The sequence below is a fragment of the Nisaea nitritireducens genome (genome assembly GCF_014904795.1).
Classification (GTDB): domain Bacteria; phylum Pseudomonadota; class Alphaproteobacteria; order Thalassobaculales; family Thalassobaculaceae; genus Nisaea; species Nisaea nitritireducens.
Map to the genome: position 1 here is coordinate 77,248 of NZ_JACZFS010000031.1, position 18,742 is coordinate 95,989.

Below are 18,742 nucleotides of genomic sequence, written 5' to 3' on the forward strand. Positions count from 1 at the left end.
ATTATCGCATCGAATTTTACATACGGTTGACGCTGACAGAAAGTTGGAGCCCGGTCATGATGCATGCCTTCCCTGTCGCACGCCCTTCCAGCATTTCTTCCATCGCATCCAGCACCCTGTTCTTCGTCGATCAAGAAGTCCCGAATCCTGAAAAAATTCTGTCTGGTCTCAATCGCGGAACAATCGTCAAACGACTGCCCAGAACCGGCGACGCCCTGGATGCCATAGCCTCATTCGCGGAGATACGGACGGCTCCGGTAGAGCGCATTGTCATTCTGTCACATGGCAGTGCGGGAAGCCTCAGACTGTCCGGACAGGAAATCGATAGTACGGCGCTGAGAGACGCGGGAGGAGCGCTGTCCCGCATCCGTGACGCACTCGCGCCGGACGCGGAGATTGTCCTGATGTCCTGTGCCACGGGAGCCAGCACCTCGGGTCGCACTTTCCTGAGAGTACTGGGCATCATGACAGGAGCGACGGTCAAAGCGGCGGACGCGGATATTGGCAAGACTGCCGATTGGGAAGCTCTGCCGTCAGCAGCCATCCTCGTCGGCAAAACCGCCCTGGCATCCTATCCGCATCGCCTCGGGGGCCGCACCACCTCGGGGCCTTTGTAGAAGGCAACCAGTCACCCCCACGAACGAGACCCTGACCGGAGTCTCGAAAACTCAACTCGACATCATAGCGACTGCCGGATGAGATCTCGCATAGGCAGGACCAAGGTCTCAGGCTGCCGGTCGTGTGCTCCGTCCAAGCACGGCGTGCATGACCCCGCGGCCTATTCCGCCAAGCTTCTCCAGCTTGTCGTCCTCAAGCAGGATGATCTTAGCGAGGTCAATGGCGATGGACGCCGCCTCAAAGGCGAAAAAGGCGGGCAAGCGCAAGCCGTATGCCCGCCAGACGCGCATCCGGTTGCGGTAGATATGATACCGGCGGAAACCGGAATGGCTGTTGAAACGAAAGTCGCGCCCCAATAGCCGCTTGTGCTCAAACTCGCCTAGCCGGTGTTCCAGCCCGGCATCCCCGACCGCGACCAGTCCCCAGTCGAACCGCCGCATGCGGAAGGCGAATTCGAAGTCGATGTAATCGACGAAGAAATCCTCGCGCATCAGGCCGATCTCGCGGAACACTTCCGCCTTCACTAAACTGCCCGAGGCAATGACAAAGGCAACATTGTCGAGCACATCGCCCGGCCCGAACCGGACCCGCCGTAAATCGAAAGCGTGCGTGGAGACATAGGCGCGGGCTTTCAGGGTACCTTCCGCATCGTGCAGACGTGGTGCGACAAGGCCGATCCGCTCCGGTGCAGGATGACTGTCATGGGCGGCCAGCAGGGCCTCGACCATGCCAGCGTCCGGAACGCTGTCATCATCGAGCAGCAGAACCCAGTCCGCGCCCTCTTCCAGCGCCAGCCGGATGCCTTGATTCTGGGCTGCCGCGAGGCCGACATTCTCGTCATTCAGAACTAGCTGGACCTTGTCACCACCGGCTTCGACAACTTCCTTCAGCTTTGCCCTAACCCCATCGCCGGAATCATTATCGACGACAATGATGCGTCCAACTTGCGGGGCCAGCGCTTCCAGCCCCCGGAACAGCCGTTCATCGGATTGATAGGAGACAATAACGGCGGCAACGCTAGTCTGCGGCATGTTCCACCCCGGTTGGCGGAACTGGTCCCGCTCTGTTTTCGCGCCGGATCGGCCGACGGTCGCCTGCCTTGGCAAAGAGTTTTGCAGGATTCCAGCTCAGCGCAGAGAGAAACATGCAAATTCCCACCTTCCGGTCGGCCTGAATCTTGGCTCGCTGTTTCATGATGGCAGGGAGAACGGCAAGAGCATCGCGGATCGCCCGCACCCGGACGGCACTGTCGCCACGCACCGGGCCAAGCAGGACAATAAGCCCTAGTTGCGCCAACAGTAATGGTAGAAACAGATGGAACAAAGGTGCCGGCATCGTGCGCAGGAACGTCCAGATCCGGTTTCGCGTGACGTGATAGCGGGAAAACTCAGAATTCTGCCCGGCAATGGCCGATGCAACATGACGGACCCTAGCTCCGGCAAGCTGAATGCAGCGCTCGCCGGCAAGCCGCAAACGCAGCCCAAGCTCGACATCCTCGTAATAACAGAAATAGGTCTCGGCAAAACCGCCGACCTGCTCAAATACATCTTTGCGATAAAACGCAGCGGCGGCACAGGGCCCCATCACCTCGGCATCCTCCGATATCAGCGATGCGGGCTTCAGCCGGTCGCCCCGCCAGGCAAGACCGAGCGGGCTGTAATGATCCCCGGCACCGTCGAGCAAGTCCGGGTCGCTGTCGAGAAGCTGGGTCGAGCCGAAGACTGAGGTGCCATCATAGCGGACAACGGCATCCGCAAAGGCCTGGAGCCAGTCAGGATCGGCAAAGGCGTCCGGGTTCAGCAGGGCAAGCCAGGTGCCGCGCGCCTGCCGGGCAAGCAGATTGTTGCCGGCTGCAAAGCCGATGTTTTCCGGGCTGCGCACCAGTTCGGCTGGAACATTAAGGGTACTGAGATCGATGCCGTCGCCGTCCGGAGACCCGTTATCGAGCACCAGAACCTCGAAATCACGGAATGACTGTGCTTCCAGCGCCGCCAGACAGCGGGGCAGGTACGCGCCTGAATTAAAGGCGACAACAAGAACTGAGATCAGTGGCACTTTGGCTACCATGCGAGTCTGCAAGTGGCTGATTTTTCATGACCATAGAATGGCCCTGTCTCCGCATTCGAGCACAGAGACAAAATCCGCGCAAACAAAAGGGGCTCGTCACAGACGAGCCCCGTAGGGAGAGTCCCGGAAGGATCACTTCGCCAGGTTAGGGGGATGCGTGAAAACGCTCCTGGACGTGATTGCTGCCGCTGGGGGAAACGGCGCTTCCTTGCATCCCAATGTAGCGTCCAGCGGTAAAGAAAGCCTTAAGCGGGTGCCAGAAAAATAGCGGCAGACCTAAACCAGCAGCTTGCGGATGAATTGCGGTAACCCGAACGCGCCGGCATGGGCTTCCGGCGTGTAATAGCGGCAAGCGATATCCGCAGCTTCGAACCGCTCCGCGATGGCGGAAACCGGAAGCTGACGCAAGGATTTGTCGTCACTGGCCCAGCCGAAAGCCATCAGCCCGCCCTGATAGGTCGGTACCGCCGCCGTATAGAACCAGACATCAGCAAAATGTGGGCTGAGACGGTTGAAGCTGTTCGTCACCTCTCCGCCCTGCACGAAAGGCACACCGTTCTGGGTGACCAGGATTCCGCCTTCCGTCAGGCACCGCTTGCAGGCCTTGTAGAAGCTTTCCCGGAACAGCACTTCGCCCGGCCCGATAGGATCGGTCGAATCGACGATGATGACATCCCAGCGCTCGTCGGTCTCTTCGACAAACTTCGCCCCGTCTGCGAATTGCAGATCGAGCCGCGGATTGTCGAACGCTCCGTCGCTGAGAGACGGCAGGTGCTCGATGCACATATCGACCACACTGCGATCCAGCTCGACCATGGTCACCCGCTCGACCGATGTGTGGCGCAGCGCTTCCCGCGCCATGCCGCCATCGCCGCCACCGATGATGAGTACCCGTTTCGCCCGGCCATGGGCCAGGATCGGAACGTGTGTCAGCATCTCGTGATAGACGAACTCGTCGCCCTCGGTGGTCTGGACGATGCCGTCGAGCGCCATCACCCGGCCGAACGCACGGTTCTCGAAAATAATCAGGTCCTGATGCTCCGTCCGTTCCCGGAAGAGCACCTTGTCGATCACCAGACGTTGTCCATAGCCGCTGTGGAGGGTTTCGCAGAACCACTCGCTCATACGGTCAGGCCCCGTTTCAGGTCGTTGAGCTGGATTGAGTCCGGGCGGAAGGCCCGGCGCAGCACCGCAATCGCCTGGTGAGGCTCTGCGTCTCCGCACATGAACACGTCGAGCGCGGCATAGCCCCGCTCCGGCCAAGTGTGGATGCTGATATGAGACTCTGCAAGCACCGCAACGCCCGACACGCCGCCATTCGGCGTGAAGTGATGCAGATGAATATGCAGCAGGGTAGCACCGGAAACCTCGACGGCTTCGCGCAGGGTTTCCTCGACATGGTCGAGTTCATCCAGCCGCGAGGCGCCAACCAGATCGATGATCAGGTGCGTGCCGGCAAAGACCAGCCCGTCCTTCTGTACGAAATGATCGAGAGATGCATCCGAATGCGTCGGTGCCAGTTGAACGACCGTGCCATCGATATTGGCCGTGCCGGTGGTGTCGGAATTGGTTCTGCTCGGTTGAGTATCCGAGTCCATCCCCAAATCAGCGAAGGCGACGTTTTTATCCATCAACCCCTCCTATCCAGTAGATGTCCCAGTTACCCCGTCGCATCCCGCTTGCCGCAACACCGTTGGGCGGAATGGTCTGGCGTTCCTTTCGCTCCGCACAATGCGGATATAAGCGCGGCGTTCTGAGGCTTTTCGCCCCCCGTAGCAAGTTAATTCTGACCCGCCGCTCGAAAAAGTTCGACCGGAAGCGCTCCACATCATCGCGATGCCCTACCGGTCGTGTCTTTCTAGACGAAAAATGCGCAATAAGTGCGCCTATGTCAAGTAGGGAGCCCGACAAATTTTTCAGCGCGGCCGCAGGGCGATACAATCGATCTCGACAAGCGCCTTCCGGGCTAGTCCGGTGACTCCAATACAGGTCCTCGTCGGCCGCGTTTCGGCTCCGAAATACTCCGCATAGACCGCGTTCATCGCATCGTAGTCACGCTCGAATTCCGTCAGGAACACGCGGGCGGAGACAACGTGGCTAAAATCGAGCCCGAGCCCCTCAAGTACCAGCCGCAGATTTTCCATGGTCCGGCGGGTCTGCGCCTCGACGCCATCCGGCAGCGGTCGCGCATCATCGTCGGGATCGGTCGCAAGCTGGCCCGTGATCAGGCACCAGTCATCAACCTCGACGGCATGGCTGTATGGCGCAACCGGAGAGGGCGCCTGATTGAACAAATGAAATACCGGTCCCGCCATGATGCGTCTCCTCAATCACTCCGCGCTGGTCGCCGTACCGGCCCTGCGCCGGTTTTTGCGCCGCGGTCGTGGCGCGACCGCACCGCGCCGGTCATGCAGCTCGGCAATAATCTGAAGTCTGCGCTCCCCGTCGAAACGGGGCCAGCCCGAAATCTCCTCGATCGTCCGCCAGCAGCCTAGGCAGTGGCCGCTTGCGCGGTCGATCTGGCAAACGGCAACGCAGGGTGAAGGAATGTCAGACATGTCGAAAACCTACCGGCCGCAGTTTCAGAACACCGAAACATTGCAGATAAGAAAACGGCGTGGATCAAAAATCCACGCCGTCTGCGTCGGTTTATGGTCCGGAAGCGGCGTTAAGCAGCTTCGGTCACATTGCTTTCGAAAGCATTGATCAGAGCTGCGAAGCTCTGGATCATCTCAGCGATACCTTCGGTGCCGCTGGCGGTGACCAGGTTGCCCTCGGTCACGGAAGCGACCTCTTCCCAGCTGGCACCGGCGGCTTCGAGAGCCTCACGGGTGTCGGCGGAGGAGGTAACGGTCCGACCCTTGGCATCCTCGATGGTGATCATCAGGGACGTGGCATCGCCGATCAGGGCAACCGGCATACCGGCGCGCATGAAGGCCTTCAGCACGCGCTGGGCATGCGGGTCTTCAGCCAGCTTCTCGACGCCACGGACACCGCCCGGAACAACGAGGCCGGCATAATCGACGGCCAGCGTATCGGCCAAGTCCGCGTCAACCGGGAAGAAATGGCCCCAGGAACCGTCGTACCAGCCATTGACGAGGCCGGTGGCGCGGGAAACGGCTTTGACCGTCGCGCCTGCGGCAAGCAACTGCTTTTGGGGCTCGACGAATTCGACTTCATCGAAACCGTTGGCGACCATGATTGCGATATTTTTTCCGGTGAGCGGCTTGTCCTGCATTTAGTTCTCCTTTTTATAGCGTCTCGTCGGGTGCGGCGGGGCCGGAACGGTCCTGGATCAAGACACTCCCGGAATGCACCGAAAAATCGGACTCCGGAAGGCACGTCTCATCAAAACGCCGAATGTGGGCTGGATCCCTCAACACCCGGTCAAGGCCGGGAGCGGGATCAAAACAATTGAAACCGACGAGCAATAGCTCGCGGCGTGGGAGATAGCGAAAATCGAGACTAAATTCAAGTCAAGAGATATGCATGGCTGCGTTGCGCAGATATTTCCGGGCCGAGGTACACCGGTAAATCCCCCATCTGCCCGAACATCCGATCATCTCCAGATCGGATTTAACGACCACCGTCCCCATACAATCAGGGATCAAATGGCCGCTGGAGCGGGTGAAGGGAATCGAACCCTCGTATTCAGCTTGGGAAGCTGATGTTCTACCATTGAACTACACCCGCGACGCCCCCAAAGATGCGCAAGCTGCGCCGAGCTTACAAGTGAAATCGTTTGTCCCGATATAGCTCACCAGCGTCACCACCGATTCCAGTAGACGTCAGGGGCAAACACGATCCTGACCTTGAGCGACGGCGGTACCATCACGCTCGTCGGCGCCTCGACCGGTCCGGTCTCGGACGGGCTTTTCCTCTACAGTTGAGCCCCTGCAGCGCGGGCAATTTCCGCCCGCCTGATGCTTTACAGTCCCATACAGTCACGACATGGTGAGAGATTGTGCGGCCGCTGGCGCTTGCCCGACTGTTGGCGGTAGCGCACCTTGCGCTCTATGTAGACTCTTCGGAAATTCGCTCCACATATAGCGTTGGGACCGGGGATACCGGTAGCGGGGGACGGCGAAGGCGCGGGTGAGGAGTGAAAAGGTGTACAGCGAGACCACGGGCGCGATCAGGGTATTTGTTCAGCCTCACTATCTTCCGGATCATTCGGACCCGGAGGAACATCGTTTTGTCTGGGCCTACAAGGTCACGATCGAGAATCTCGGGGATGAGGAAGTCCGCCTGCGTGCACGACATTGGGAAATTACGGATGCCCTCGGACGCCAACAGAAAGTCGACGGACCGGGCGTCGTCGGTGAACAGCCAGTGATCCGGCCGGGCGAAAGTTTCGAATATACCAGTGGCACTCCGCTCGGGACGCCTTCGGGCTTCATGAGCGGCCACTACGACATGACCGGCCCGGACGGGCAGAATTTCACTGTTTCGGTGCCCAGTTTCTCGCTGGATCTGCCGGAAGCGGCCGGACGGCCAAACTGAGCGGGTGCGCAAACCGGGCATCCATTGGGAACACTGAGGGCGTAACCCCATCACAATTCATGCGCCCTTGACCGAGAAGGAAGTAAAATGTCGCCTTATGACAACGCACTGCGCGCAGAGGCCGCGGCGGGCAACGATGTCGACGTCAAGGTCGTCGGGCCGCGCCCCTCACGCGAAGACGCGGAAGCGGCGGTTCGCACCCTGATCGAATGGGCCGGGGACGACCCGGACCGGGAAGGGTTGCTGGAGACGCCGGCACGCGTGGTGCGCTCTTACGAAGAACTGTTCAAGGGGTATCACAGCGATCCCCGGGGCTATCTCGAGCGCATATTCGAGGAGACCGAGGATTATCACGAGATGGTCCTGCTGAAGAATATCCGTATGGAATCCCATTGCGAGCACCACATGCTGCCGGTCATCGGCCGGGTCTCTATCGCCTACATGCCGAATAACCGCGTGGTTGGCGTCAGCAAGCTGGCGAGGGTCGTTGAGACCTTCGCAAAGAGGCTGCAGATCCAGGAAAAAATGACCGCACAGATCGCCCATTCGATCCAGGATGTGCTTCAGCCAAAGGGCGTTGCCGTCATGGTAGAGGCTGAACATCAGTGCATGACCACCCGCGGTGTCTGCAAGCCGGGCGCCAGCATGGTCACCAAGACTCTGACCGGCTGCTTCAAGGAGGATGCGGAACTTCGCAAGGAGTTCTTCGACCTGGTTGCGAAAGCCAACTGACCTCCCGCTAGCCGGGACCGGAATATCGGGGGCGCAGCCGTAAAGCCGCGCCCCTTTTCCGTTTCGGTACTGGACATCGGGCTCCAGCCAGTCCAATGATCCCCGCTCTGTGCAAATGGATTTGGAGCGCGGACTTGGTCGCCATTGGTCCGGTCCTTCACATCGTCGGTCTTCTCATGTCGATCATGGCCGTGGCCATGTTGCTGCCGGCCGGTGTGGATCTCGTCGTTGGCAACTCCGACTGGGAAGTTTTCACCGGCGCGTCCGCTTTGTCCCTCTTCATCGGCGTCTCGCTGATGCTGAGCACGACGAGCCCGTCGGCCACCAATCTGAGTCTGCGCCAGGCCTTCCTTCTGACCACGCTTAGCTGGCTGACGATTGCGACCGTCGCCGCACTGCCCTTTGCCTTCTCCCAGCTCGACATGACTGTCGCCGACGCTTTCTTCGAGAGCATGTCAGGGGTAACCACCACCGGGGCGACCGTAATCGTCGGGCTCGAACATGCTCCGCCGGGAATTCTCTTGTGGCGCGCCCTGCTGCAATGGCTCGGCGGCATCGGTATCATCGTCATGGCCCTGGCGGTTCTGCCAATGCTGAGCGTCGGTGGCATGCAGCTGTTTCAGACTGAGGCGTTCGATACGCCGGACAAAGTGGTCCCGCGGGCAGCCCAGCTGGCCGGCGGGATCAGCGGCATCTATCTGGCCTTCACCGCGATATGCGCGTCCGCGCTCTGGGCAGCCGGCCTGCCGGGGTTCGACGCCATCACCCATGCCATGGCAACGATCGCGACAGGAGGTTATTCGACCCGGGACGATTCCATCGGGCACTATGACAGTGCCCTCGTGGACTGGATCGTCTTTGTTGGCATGATCGCCGGCAGCCTGCCGTTCGTCTACTACCTGCGGATGATGCGCGGATCGCTCCGTCCGCTGTTCCAGGACAGCCAGGTGAAGTGGTTTTTCGCCATCGTCGCGATCGTGGTCTGCTCCATATCCCTGTGGAACTGGCATGTGCTCGACTTTGCACCGATGCAGGCGCTTCGGTACGCTGCCTTCAACATGGTCTCGGTGATGACCGGAACCGGGTTCACCACGACCGACTACGGAAACTGGGGAGGCTTCCCGGTCACCGTCGTCATGTGCCTCATGTTTGTCGGCGGATGCGCCGGATCGACGACCTGCGGCATCAAGATTTTCCGAATCCAGGTACTCTACGCCACCGCACAGGTCCAGATCGAGCGACTGCTGCGCCCGCATGGCGTCTTCATTCCCTACTACAACCGCAAACCGATCCCGGAGACGGTCTCCGAATCGGTGATGGGATTTTTCTTCCTCTATATGCTGTGTTTTGCGGCAATCGCGGCCTTGCTTGCCTTCATAGGCCTCGACTTCATCACCGCCGTATCCGGCGCCGCGACCGCTATCAGCAATGTCGGGCCCGGCCTCGGCCCGATCATCGGCCCCTCCGGAAATTTCGACTCCCTGCCAGCCAGTGCAAAATGGCTCTTGTCATTCGGCATGCTGCTCGGCAGGTTGGAGCTGTTCACCGTTCTGGTGATGCTCTCTCCCTCCTTCTGGCGCCGCTAGGCGCTGCCCGGAAAGGTATCGCGACATGAGCGAGATGCTCGCCCAATCCATTTCCATGCTCGACCGCCTGGTCGCGTTCGACACCACGTCCCGGCTGTCCAACCTCGAGCTGATCGACTTCGCGCGAGACTATCTGGAAAGCCACGGCATTCCGACGCGCACGACCTTCAACGAGGACAAGACCAAGGCCAATCTCTGGGCCACCATCGGCCCGGAAGACAAGGGCGGCGTTGTTCTCTCCGGTCATGTCGACGTGGTTCCGGTCGACGGCCAGGACTGGAGCGCCGAGCCGTTCAAGATGTGGGAAGCCGACAAGAAGCTGTTCGGACGCGGCACCGCCGATATGAAGGGCTTCTGCGCCATCGCGCTGGCCATGGCGCCGGAGATGAAAAAGCGCGGCCTGAAGACGCCGATCCATCTCGCATTCTCCTACGATGAAGAGGTCGGCTGCATCGGCGTGCGCGGCCTGATCAAGGACATGACAGAGAACCTGCCGCTGCCGATCGCCGTTGTGGTCGGCGAGCCGACCGGCATGAAGATCATCGGCGGCAACAAGGGCAGCCGGAGCCTGATGGTGACGGTGCGCGGCGTACCCGGCCATTCCAGCGAGCCGCATCGCGGTGCCAATTCCATCATGTTCGCGGCCCGGATCATCAATCTGCTGGAACAAATCCAGACCGAGTTGCGTGAAAACGCGCATGAGGACAGCCCGTTCGATCCTCCCTACACCACCATCGATCTTGGTGTCATCGAAGGCGGCACCGCGCACAATATCATCCCCGAGTTCACCAAGTTCCGCTGGGGTATGCGGCTGCATCCGGGTGATGACGGCGAAGCCATCGAGCAACGGGTCCGCGACTATATCGAGAGCGAGTTGAACCCCGCCCTGAAGGCCGTCTCTCCCGAAGCTGGCGTGACCATGGAACTGGTCAATGACGTGCCGCCGCTTGTGCCAGACACGGAATCCGCCGCCGAAGACCTGATCCGCCACCTGACCGGCCTCAACCAATCCGGTGCGGTATCCTTTGGAACCGAGGCCGGCTTCTTCCAGAAAGCCGGCGTTCCAGGCGTGATCTTCGGCCCCGGCTATATCCAGCAGGCGCACCAGCCGGACGAATTCATCGAACTCTCCCAGATCGAGGAATGCGTTGAATTCATGACCAAGCTGACGGACTGGGCCGCTAAAAACGGCTGAGCCGCCGCATTACGCAGTCACCACCTTGACCCTATTGCGAACCGGTGAGACGGTTCGCAATAGATGTAAAAAACGTCCGGCGCTGAAACCGGACGATGGTCAAGGGGGAGACCGGCGTAATGGCCGCAGACAATTCGAACAGGGACAATTCGAACAAGAACGACCCGGATAAAGGCAAACGGCGCTCATCCGACTGGTATGGCAAAACCGACAAGGATGGTTGGGCGCACCGGTCCTGGATGAAGAACCGGGGCATTCCCGCCGATATGTTCGACGGACGCCCCGTGATCGGCATCTGCAACACCTGGTCCGAGTTCAATCCCTGCAACGCCCATTTCCGCGATATCGCGGAGCGGGTGAAGCGCGGGGTCTACGAAGCCGGCGGCATGCCGGTCGAGTTTCCGGTCTTCTCCACCTCCGAAAGCCAGCTCCGGCCGACGGCCATGCTGTACCGCAACCTCGCCTCGATGGATGTCGAGGAAGCCATTCGCGGCCTGCCCATGGATGGCGTCGTGCTGCTTGTCGGCTGCGACAAGACCACGCCGTCCCTGATGATGGGGGCTGCGAGCTGCGATCTTCCGACCATCACCGTCTCCGGCGGCCCGATGCTGAACGGCCACTATCGGGGCGAGCTGGTTGGTAGCGGTACCCATGTCTGGAAATTCTCCGAGATGGTCCGCGCCGGAGAGATGACGCTGCAGGATTTCATGAATGCGGAGCAGGACAATGCCCGCTCCGCCGGTCACTGCATGACCATGGGTACCGCCTCCACCATGGCCTCCATGGTGGAATCCCTCGGCGCCGGCCTGCCGCACAATGCGGCCATCCCGGCTGTCGATTCCAGGCGCAACGTGCTGTCCCAAATGGCCGGGCGCCGCATCGTCGACATGGTGCGCCAGGACATCAAGATGTCGGACGTGCTGAAGCGCGAGAATTTCGAGAATGCCATCATGGTCAATGGCGCGATCGGCGGCTCCACGAATGCCGTGGTCCATCTGCTCGCCCTTGCCGGACGAATGGGCATCGACATCACACTGGACGACTGGGACCGGCTCGGCCGGGACGTGCCCTGCCTGCTCAACCTGATGCCCTCCGGTGACTTCCTGATGGAGGATTTCTTCTATGCCGGCGGGCTGCCCGCGATCATCCGGGAACTGGAAGGCTTCATCCACAAGGATGCGCAGACAGTCAACGGACGGACGCTCTGGGAAAACAACAAGGACGCGGAGTGCTGGAACCGGGAAGTCATCTTCCCGCTGGACAAGCCGTTCAAGCCGAATGGCGGCATCGCCGTCCTGCGCGGCAATCTTGCTCCCGACGGTGCCATCATCAAGCCGTCCGCCGCCTCGCCGGAGCTGATGAAGCATCGCGGCCGGGCCGTGGTGTTCGAGACCATCGAGGACTACAAGGAAAAGATCGACGATCCGGATCTCGATATCGACGAGACCTGCATCATGGTGCTGAAAAACTGCGGCCCGAAGGGATATCCGGGCATGGCGGAAGTCGGGAACATGGGCCTGCCGCCGAAAGTCCTGAAGAAGGGCATCAAGGACATGATCCGGATTTCCGATGCCCGGATGAGCGGCACCGCTTATGGCACCGTCATCCTGCATTCGGCGCCGGAAGCCGCCGCGGGTGGGCCACTGGCCTTCGTTCAGAACGGTGACATGATCGAGGTCGATGTCGACGCGCGGCGCATGCACCTAGACGTCTCGGACGAGGAGATGGAGCGCCGGCGAGCTGCCTGGCCCGGGTTCAAATCACCCTATGACAGAGGGTACTCAAAACTCTACGTTGAGCATGTAGAACAAGCCGATAAGGGGGCTGACCTGGATTTTCTCGTCGGCCGCAGCGGCACGCCGATCATGCGAGAATCCCATTAGCAAAAAATTCTGATTTCGGTGCTCGTATCCAGGCTGCATTTTAATACAGATGTATGCCAGTATAGTGGAACAATTGTTTTGCAACGCGCCGATGTGCATTGCACCGAAATCAGAGACGCGAAGAATTTCGCGCCACGGCTGCGTTACCACAAGTTGACGAAAAGCAGCGCACCATGGGCATGCGAGAGACACCTTTGACTGATGATCGACGCACTCCGGACGGTGCGAATACAGAAGCGATGCAAAGTGGCGGTAAGGAAGCGATCACTGATATCGCGCACGAGATGCGGAATGCATTGAGCGCGCTTCGTGCCTATACGCATCTTCTGAAGTCCGAGAAACACGGGCCACATAGTCACCCGAGCTATAAACGCTACTCGGTAATTGCTCACGATGCCGCCGATGCGCTTGTCCGGATCTGCGACCGGCTCCTGGACAGGGATGAGGCGCCTGCCGCGAGCATGTCGGCAGACCCTCATGCCCTCTGCCAGCTGGCCGTTGAAAGATATGCGGCGCTAGCGGAAGAAAAAAATGTCTCTCTCTATGTTCAGTTCGACCGTAGTTTTCCGGCACTTCCAATCCCGCAAGTTGTCCTGGAAGACGTGCTTGGCAACCTGATAACGAATGCGATCAAGTTTACACCGCCCGGCGGAACGGTCGCGGTAATCGGCAAGATCGACCCGAAAACAGGAGCCGTCATCATGGTGGTTCGAGATACCGGGGCCGGAATGTCGGCAGACAAGCTTTCCGAAGTTCTCCAGTTCCTGCCGGTCAAGCCAATGGAAGGCTCGGAAGGCGAACTTGGAACCGGCCGGGGGCTATCGATCATCAAAAGACAGCTTGCTCCCCACAATGTGGATATTCAAATCCGGAGCAATCCAAACTTCGGAACTTCGGTCTCGCTTATATTCAATACCCCTTAACAACAGCTCCTATTGAGTCGTCCAGGAGCCCTCACCGGGTCATGGCATGGCAGCCAACGCCTTGGCGAAGAAGTCCGGGCCGCCGAAATTACCGGACTTGAGCGCCAGCGCGATGGGCGCGTCTCCCAGCGAGACTGTTGCCGGGACCCCGGGATCAATCTGCGCACCGATCCTGAGCCCTGTTACGCCGAGTGCGGACACGACAGCGCCAGACGTCTCACCGCCCGCGACCACGAGGCGCCGGACCCCCGACGCAACCAGTCCTGTTGCAATCGCAGCCATTGCCTCTTCGACCAGCGCTCCCGCCTCCGCGCGGCCCAGACGGTCCTGTATGGCACGCACAGTCTCCGCCGGCTGGCTGGCATAAACCAGCACCGGGCCCGCCGAAACCTTCTCACGCGCCCAGTCGAGCACTTCCTCGACCACATTTTCACCATCCGCCAAACGCAGCGGGTCAATGCCAACGGATGGATAATCCGCCTTGAACCGGTCGATCTGCCCGAGCGTTGCGACGGAACAGCTCCCGGCGAGTACCGCGGCGTGCCCTGGAACAGTCGGAATTACGTCCGCACCGGCTGTTTCCTTCAGTAAGCCCTGCCGCCGGTAGTTCTCTGGAAGCCCAAGGGCGATACCGGAGCCACCGGTGATCAGTGCAAGATCAGTCAAAGCGCAATCTATTGAAAACAAATGACGATCAAGAACGGCATCAACAATGGCGATACCGCCTCCGGCTGATTTCAATGCCTCGATTTCCGCTGAAATTGCCTCCGGACCGGCCTCGACGGTAGCGAATTGGATCAGCTTAACTGGTTTTTTAGTTTGTCGTTGCAGGACCGACACGAGATTGCTGTCCGTCATCGGTGTCAGGGGATGATTCCGCATCGGACTGTCGGACAGAAGCTGATCGCCGACGAACAGATGCCCCTTGAAAATCGTCCGCCCCGTCTCGGGGAAAGCCGGACAGGCAATCGTGAAGTCCGTCTCCAGATCGGCCATCAGCGCATCCGTCACCGGCCCGATATTACCCTCGTCGGTCGAATCGAATGTAGAGCAGTATTTGAAAAAGAACTGGCGGCACCCCGCACTTTGCAGCCATTTCAGCGCGGCGCGCGACTGGGAGACGGCCTCCTGCACCGGATTGGTTCGGGATTTCAGAGCGACGACGATGGCATCGGCTTCGGGAACAGCCGTGTTCTCATCGGGGACGCCGATCAACTGCACGGTCCGCATGCCGCCGCGCACAAGCATGTTCGCAAGGTCCGTGGCTCCGGTGAAATCGTCCGCGATACAGCCAAGAATTGGCGCCATAACCGCATGTCTCCCTTGGAAAATCAGTTTCTGGATTGGGCAGCGCAGTCTGCTGTAGGCTGCGTCTCCAATCAAGCGCGGGTCCGTGCAACAACCGGCAATTTCAAGGACCGGCAACCAAGGGGGGTGTTCATGCCAAGACTGGCAGCCAATCTATCCATGATGTTTCAGGAGCACGCGTTCCTCGACCGGTTTCAGGCCGCGGCCGATGCCGGCTTCAAGGGCGTCGAGTTCCTGTTTCCATATGATTTTCCGGCCGAAACAATCCGGGCGCGCCTCAAGGATGCCGGCCTCGAACAGGCTCTGTTCAACCTTCCGCCGGGCGACTGGGAAGCGGGAGACCGCGGTTTCGCTGCAATCCCGGGACGGGAAGACCGTTTCGGCGAGGCGCTGGAGCGGGCACTGGATTATGCCGATGCGCTCGACTGCCCGCGCTTGCATGTGATGAGCGGCATGGTTCCCGACGGCGTCTCCCGCGAAGCTTGCACGGAAACCCTGACAGCCAATCTGCGCAAGGCCGCGCCAATCGCGGCCGCACGCGGAAAGACCCTGATCATCGAGCCGATCAACAACATCGATATGCCGGGCTATTTCCTGAACTATCAGGCCCAGGCCAAATCGATCCTGGGAGCCGTCGGCGCCGACAATGTCCGGCTGCAGTTCGATCTCTATCACTGCCAGATCATGGAAGGGAATCTCGCGGTCCACTTGCAGGATTATCTCGATCTGATCGAGCATATTCAGATCGCGGGCGTCCCGGGCCGGCACGAGCCCGACATCGGCGAGATCAACTATCGTTACCTGTTCGATCTGATGGACGAGCTTGGCTATGACGGCTGGGTCGGCTGCGAATATCGGCCGGAAGCCGGAACGGTCGATGGTCTTGCATGGAAGAAGGAGTGGTCCCTATGAAAATCACCATAACCGGGGCTACAGGCTTCATCGGCCAGAAACTGGCCCGCCGCCTGCTTGATTCCAACGCGATTGTCGCCGCCGACGGCAGCCGGCAAAGCATCACCGAGCTAACCCTTCTGGACACAGTCCCCGCGCCTGCCGCGCTGACGGACGATAGCCGGGTGCGCAGTCTCTCAGGCGACATCACGGACAGCGCCCTGCTGGCCGAGGCCATCCCGGGCGACACCGACAGCGTCTTCCATCTTGCCGCCATCGTCAGCGCCGGGGCAGAAGAGGATTTCGAACTCGGCATGGCCGTCAATCTGGACGCTACGCGCAACATTCTGGAAATCCTCCGGCATGCCGACGGCACGCCGAAGATGGTCTTCGCCAGTTCCTGCGCCGCTTTCGGTGGAGACCTGCCCAATATCGTCGAAGACATGACGGCAACAACGCCGCAGACCTCCTACGGCACCCAGAAAGCCATCGGCGAATTGCTGGTCTCGGATTATAGCCGGCGCGGTTTCGTGGATGGCCGTTCCCTGCGCTTCCCGACCGTCGTGGTTCGCCCGGGCAAACCGAACAAGGCCGCCTCCACCTTCGCCAGCTCGATCTTCCGCGAGCCGCTGCAAGGCGAGCGCGCTATCTGTCCGGTCGCCGGAGACGCCAAGATGTGGCTCGCCTCCCCGCGCAGCATCGTCGAGAACACGGTCCACGCTCACAATCTGGCGGGCGATGCCTGGGGCGCATCGCGCACGGTCTCGCTCCCAGGCTTTTCGCTCACCGTCGCAGAGATGGCGAAAGCGCTGGAACATGTCGCCGGACCGGCCGTCGCCTCCCGCATCGACTGGGAGCCCGATCCCTTCATCGAGAAAATCGTGCGTGGCTGGCCGCCGGCCTTCAATACCAAGAAAGCTGCAGCACTCGGCTTTACGCAGGATGAAGGCATGGAAGCGGTTATCCGGGCCTTCATCGAGGATGAGCTGGGCGGCAAGATCGCCGCGTAAACCGGGTTATTCCCTGCGCAGCACCTTGTCGACGATCAGGGAATAGAACCACTGATCGCGGAAGGAAGCCTTCAATGCATCGGGATCATATTCCGTCTCGACCCAGTCGCGGAATGTGATCCCGGTTTCGTCATGACGGTCGGCGAATGTCTCGAATACGAAATCGACAACGCCGGTCTTGCCCTGCCTCACATGTCCGAAGCGCAGGGAAAGCTGGTCCATCGCTTCCCGCATCGGCACGTCATGCTTCAGATGCAGATATATCGTGCTCATCAGCCCGGTGCGATCCGCGCCGGACTTGCAATGCATCAGTGTCGGACCCTCAAGCTGATCCCAGACATTGATGGCGTCGATCATGGTTTCCCGCTTCAGTGGGCTACGAGACCGGATCGGCAGGCTGATCAGTTTCAACCCGAGCCGCTCGCAGGTCTCCCGTTCCAGCCGGTAGCGGTAATTGTCCTGCTCCGACCCACGTAGATTGAGAACGGTCCGGAACCCGGCCTTGGTCAACCGTTCCAGATGCCACGGAGACGGCTGCGCTGAACGCCAGAGATCGCCCCGCACCAGATGCTTGTTCAGATAGATGGAGCGGAAGACACCGTGATCCTGCGCCATCAGGTGCCACCAGGCACGCCGACGCTCCAGGCCTTCAAGGCGCGGAAGAGCGGAGCTCTCGGGCAAAGAAGCGTCGGTCATCAGAAATCACTCACGGCGATCGCGGTCAGGGACATGGACTAGTCCTTCTCCCCGCGCTCACCAATCATCAGGGTGAAGGGAAGCCGGCCGCGCTCGAACACCATCTGCCCCATCGCGGTTACGCATTTATGCTCTTCGTTCTTGAAAGAGGCGTTAATCTCGAAATCCACCATCTCGTCAGGAAAAACCTTCTCGTCGACGTATTCCGCGAAGGCACGAATGATCTTGATCGGTGTCTTCGACCAGATTTCATCGTCATCGACCGTGAAAACGTAGTCTTCCTGCGTGTGACGCGTCGCACTCATCATCGTCGCGACCAATGTCTTGGACATAATTGAACTCTCCTAAATCCGAGGCCCTTTTACACGCGTTTGCTGGCGATTTTATGACTCTATCCCGTAATCCACGGCAATTTCGTCTCATCGTCCGCAATAAACAAGGTACCGCCTATGGTTTCCGGCAATGAGAGCCGGAGATAGCCGTCCAGCGCCTCCGGAGCGAAACCGCGCTCCCGCAGGAAGGCTTCGGTCTTCCCGAGGTCTTCGGAGAGCAGCCCATAGCCGACGATCAAAGGGCCGTCCTCGGGCAACTCGCCATCCGGGACGAGATCGGCAAGACCGTCTTCATCGACGATCACCACACCGCCTCGTTCAAGCGGGATTCGCCAGACATGCTCGCTCACCGGTTTCGGGCCGCCCCGGTTGAGGAACCAGCAGTAACGAGCGGCAACCTTGTCGAGGGTCTCAACCCCGACCACCACATCGCGCAGCGCGACGATGCCATTGCCGTGGTGTAGCCACCGATCCTGCCAGACGATCTCCTCGGTATGGTGGGCGACATATTGCACCCGGCCCTCCGGCATGTCCTGCGGCCGTACTCTGCAAACAGTAAAGCTGGCTTCATCCTCGCCGCCGCTGGCCAGACTGACGGGACGCTTAAGGTGCACCAGGGGCTCGGGATGAAAACCCGTCAGGGTCAGCCGGCCCTGTGCGCTTTCCGGATCGGCGCAGGAGAAGGCGATCAGATGCAGGCCTATATAGCGCTCCATCTGTTCGGCCGCCCGCGCGCCGAGCGGCGTGGACGCATCCGAGACCGTGATGATCTCGATATAGCCCTCGGGCAGCATGATGCAGCGATTGGCCGTGCCGGACGGTACCGGTTCGGTCGCCTCGTCAAGATTGTGGCGGTGCTCCGTAAAGGGCGTCTGCACGAATCCGAGCCGGTTGAACTCGCGATGCGCCTCCGCCATATCCGGCACGAAGTGCGCCACATGATCGAGGAAGATCTCCTCTCCGACTGGCAATTGCCGCGGCTGTTCCATATTCCGTTC

Annotated in this window: 20 protein-coding genes and 1 tRNA gene; 9 read left to right on the forward strand and 12 right to left on the reverse strand. The window is 60.1% G+C overall.

What is annotated here, in order from left to right; genetic code table 11:
• The first annotated feature begins 56 nt into the window (after positions 1-56).
• Positions 57-617 (forward strand): DUF4347 domain-containing protein, encoded by a 561-nt coding sequence (locus tag IG629_RS11145; protein ID WP_193172024.1) that lies wholly within the window; start codon positions 57-59, stop codon positions 615-617.
• Between the two features lie 108 nt (positions 618-725).
• On the opposite strand, the gene IG629_RS11150 is transcribed toward IG629_RS11145, so the two are convergent.
• The 8 genes from IG629_RS11150 to IG629_RS11185 form a co-directional block, all read right to left on the reverse strand.
• Positions 726-1,649: a glycosyltransferase family 2 protein gene (locus IG629_RS11150; RefSeq protein WP_193172025.1), complete on the reverse strand. Its 924-nt coding sequence runs from the start codon at positions 1,647-1,649 to the stop codon at positions 726-728.
• The gene (locus tag IG629_RS11155; RefSeq protein ID WP_193172026.1) at positions 1,636-2,685 is read right to left on the reverse strand and encodes a glycosyltransferase family 2 protein; all 1,050 of its coding nucleotides are present in this window, start codon (positions 2,683-2,685) and stop codon (positions 1,636-1,638) included. Before IG629_RS11155 ends, IG629_RS11150 begins: the two co-directional genes overlap by 14 nt.
• 276 nt (positions 2,686-2,961) lie before the next feature.
• Positions 2,962-3,810 (reverse strand): polyamine aminopropyltransferase, encoded by an 849-nt coding sequence (gene speE / locus IG629_RS11160; protein WP_193172027.1) that lies wholly within the window; start codon positions 3,808-3,810, stop codon positions 2,962-2,964.
• The gene (gene speD, locus IG629_RS11165; protein ID WP_193172028.1) at positions 3,807-4,316 is read right to left on the reverse strand and encodes an adenosylmethionine decarboxylase; all 510 of its coding nucleotides are present in this window, start codon (positions 4,314-4,316) and stop codon (positions 3,807-3,809) included. Before speD ends, speE begins: the two co-directional genes overlap by 4 nt.
• Before the next feature lie 285 nt (positions 4,317-4,601).
• Entirely contained in the window at positions 4,602-5,000 is a 399-nt protein-coding gene (locus tag IG629_RS11170; protein ID WP_193172029.1) for a RidA family protein, read from the reverse strand.
• Between the two features lie 15 nt (positions 5,001-5,015).
• Complete coding sequence (locus IG629_RS11175) at positions 5,016-5,243, reverse strand: DUF1289 domain-containing protein (RefSeq protein ID WP_193172030.1); 228 nt, start codon at positions 5,241-5,243, stop codon at positions 5,016-5,018.
• 110 nt (positions 5,244-5,353) lie between these two features.
• On the reverse strand, positions 5,354-5,923 hold the full coding sequence (locus tag IG629_RS11180) for a DJ-1/PfpI family protein (RefSeq protein WP_193172031.1): 570 nt from the start codon (positions 5,921-5,923) through the stop codon (positions 5,354-5,356).
• 381 nt (positions 5,924-6,304) lie between these two features.
• Positions 6,305-6,378, reverse strand: a tRNA-Gly gene (locus tag IG629_RS11185).
• A gap of 417 nt (positions 6,379-6,795) precedes the next feature.
• Here IG629_RS11185 and apaG point away from each other — a divergent pair.
• The 6 genes from apaG (at position 6,796) to IG629_RS11215 (ending at position 13,507) form a co-directional block, all read left to right on the forward strand.
• On the forward strand, positions 6,796-7,188 hold the full coding sequence (gene apaG / locus IG629_RS11190) for a Co2+/Mg2+ efflux protein ApaG (RefSeq protein ID WP_193172032.1): 393 nt from the start codon (positions 6,796-6,798) through the stop codon (positions 7,186-7,188).
• 87 nt (positions 7,189-7,275) lie between these two features.
• A complete protein-coding gene (gene folE / locus IG629_RS11195; protein WP_193172033.1) occupies positions 7,276-7,920 on the forward strand; it encodes a GTP cyclohydrolase I FolE in 645 nt (214 codons plus the stop codon).
• A 134-nt stretch (positions 7,921-8,054) separates the two neighbouring features.
• A complete protein-coding gene (locus IG629_RS11200) occupies positions 8,055-9,506 on the forward strand; it encodes a TrkH family potassium uptake protein (RefSeq protein WP_226886620.1) in 1,452 nt (483 codons plus the stop codon).
• A 25-nt stretch (positions 9,507-9,531) separates the two neighbouring features.
• Positions 9,532-10,701 carry an acetylornithine deacetylase gene (gene argE, locus IG629_RS11205; RefSeq protein WP_193172035.1) on the forward strand — a complete coding sequence of 390 codons (1,170 nt, stop codon included), beginning with the start codon at positions 9,532-9,534 and terminating at the stop codon, positions 10,699-10,701.
• Between the two features lie 119 nt (positions 10,702-10,820).
• Positions 10,821-12,584, forward strand: coding sequence for an IlvD/Edd family dehydratase (locus IG629_RS11210; protein ID WP_193172036.1), 1,764 nt, complete (start codon positions 10,821-10,823; stop codon positions 12,582-12,584).
• Between the two features lie 98 nt (positions 12,585-12,682).
• Positions 12,683-13,507: a sensor histidine kinase gene (locus tag IG629_RS11215; protein ID WP_193172037.1), complete on the forward strand. Its 825-nt coding sequence runs from the start codon at positions 12,683-12,685 to the stop codon at positions 13,505-13,507.
• A gap of 39 nt (positions 13,508-13,546) precedes the next feature.
• Here IG629_RS11215 and otnK read toward each other — a convergent pair whose 3' ends face one another.
• Complete coding sequence (gene otnK, locus IG629_RS11220; RefSeq protein ID WP_193172038.1) at positions 13,547-14,815, reverse strand: 3-oxo-tetronate kinase; 1,269 nt, start codon at positions 14,813-14,815, stop codon at positions 13,547-13,549.
• A 132-nt stretch (positions 14,816-14,947) separates the two neighbouring features.
• Here otnK and otnI point away from each other — a divergent pair, with 132 nt between their 5' ends.
• Both otnI and denD read left to right on the forward strand, forming a co-directional pair.
• A complete protein-coding gene (gene otnI / locus IG629_RS11225; protein WP_193172039.1) occupies positions 14,948-15,727 on the forward strand; it encodes a 2-oxo-tetronate isomerase in 780 nt (259 codons plus the stop codon).
• Positions 15,724-16,716 carry a D-erythronate dehydrogenase gene (denD, locus tag IG629_RS11230; protein ID WP_193172040.1) on the forward strand — a complete coding sequence of 331 codons (993 nt, stop codon included), beginning with the start codon at positions 15,724-15,726 and terminating at the stop codon, positions 16,714-16,716. The genes otnI and denD overlap by 4 nt, the downstream gene beginning before the upstream one ends.
• A gap of 6 nt (positions 16,717-16,722) precedes the next feature.
• Here denD and IG629_RS11235 read toward each other — a convergent pair whose 3' ends face one another.
• Genes IG629_RS11235 through IG629_RS11245 form a run of 3 tightly spaced genes read right to left on the reverse strand, consistent with a single transcriptional unit; the run spans position 16,723 to position 18,733 of the window.
• The gene (locus IG629_RS11235) at positions 16,723-17,412 is read right to left on the reverse strand and encodes a fused DSP-PTPase phosphatase/NAD kinase-like protein (protein ID WP_193172041.1); all 690 of its coding nucleotides are present in this window, start codon (positions 17,410-17,412) and stop codon (positions 16,723-16,725) included.
• Between the two features lie 38 nt (positions 17,413-17,450).
• Entirely contained in the window at positions 17,451-17,744 is a 294-nt protein-coding gene (locus IG629_RS11240; RefSeq protein ID WP_193172042.1) for a hypothetical protein, read from the reverse strand.
• 59 nt (positions 17,745-17,803) lie between these two features.
• Positions 17,804-18,733, reverse strand: a complete 930-nt coding sequence (locus IG629_RS11245) for a VOC family protein (RefSeq protein WP_193172043.1) — start codon at positions 18,731-18,733, stop codon at positions 17,804-17,806.
• Between the last annotated feature and the right edge of the window lie 9 nt (positions 18,734-18,742).

Coding starts and splice junctions, on each gene's coding strand:
- IG629_RS11210 (WP_193172036.1), top strand. CDS start 10,821: ATGGCCGCAGACAATTCGAACAGGGACAATTCGAACAAGAACGACCCG.
- IG629_RS11175 (WP_193172030.1), bottom strand. CDS start 5,243: ATGTCTGACATTCCTTCACCCTGCGTTGCCGTTTGCCAGATCGACCGC.
- IG629_RS11150 (WP_193172025.1), bottom strand. CDS start 1,649: ATGCCGCAGACTAGCGTTGCCGCCGTTATTGTCTCCTATCAATCCGAT.
- IG629_RS11235 (WP_193172041.1), bottom strand. CDS start 17,412: ATGACCGACGCTTCTTTGCCCGAGAGCTCCGCTCTTCCGCGCCTTGAA.
- IG629_RS11240 (WP_193172042.1), bottom strand. CDS start 17,744: ATGTCCAAGACATTGGTCGCGACGATGATGAGTGCGACGCGTCACACG.
- argE (WP_193172035.1), top strand. CDS start 9,532: ATGAGCGAGATGCTCGCCCAATCCATTTCCATGCTCGACCGCCTGGTC.
- speD (WP_193172028.1), bottom strand. CDS start 4,316: ATGGATAAAAACGTCGCCTTCGCTGATTTGGGGATGGACTCGGATACT.
- IG629_RS11180 (WP_193172031.1), bottom strand. CDS start 5,923: ATGCAGGACAAGCCGCTCACCGGAAAAAATATCGCAATCATGGTCGCC.
- denD (WP_193172040.1), top strand. CDS start 15,724: ATGAAAATCACCATAACCGGGGCTACAGGCTTCATCGGCCAGAAACTG.
- IG629_RS11155 (WP_193172026.1), bottom strand. CDS start 2,685: ATGGTAGCCAAAGTGCCACTGATCTCAGTTCTTGTTGTCGCCTTTAAT.
- IG629_RS11170 (WP_193172029.1), bottom strand. CDS start 5,000: ATGGCGGGACCGGTATTTCATTTGTTCAATCAGGCGCCCTCTCCGGTT.
- IG629_RS11245 (WP_193172043.1), bottom strand. CDS start 18,733: ATGGAACAGCCGCGGCAATTGCCAGTCGGAGAGGAGATCTTCCTCGAT.
- otnI (WP_193172039.1), top strand. CDS start 14,948: ATGCCAAGACTGGCAGCCAATCTATCCATGATGTTTCAGGAGCACGCG.
- otnK (WP_193172038.1), bottom strand. CDS start 14,815: ATGGCGCCAATTCTTGGCTGTATCGCGGACGATTTCACCGGAGCCACG.
- speE (WP_193172027.1), bottom strand. CDS start 3,810: ATGAGCGAGTGGTTCTGCGAAACCCTCCACAGCGGCTATGGACAACGT.
- folE (WP_193172033.1), top strand. CDS start 7,276: ATGTCGCCTTATGACAACGCACTGCGCGCAGAGGCCGCGGCGGGCAAC.
- IG629_RS11145 (WP_193172024.1), top strand. CDS start 57: ATGATGCATGCCTTCCCTGTCGCACGCCCTTCCAGCATTTCTTCCATC.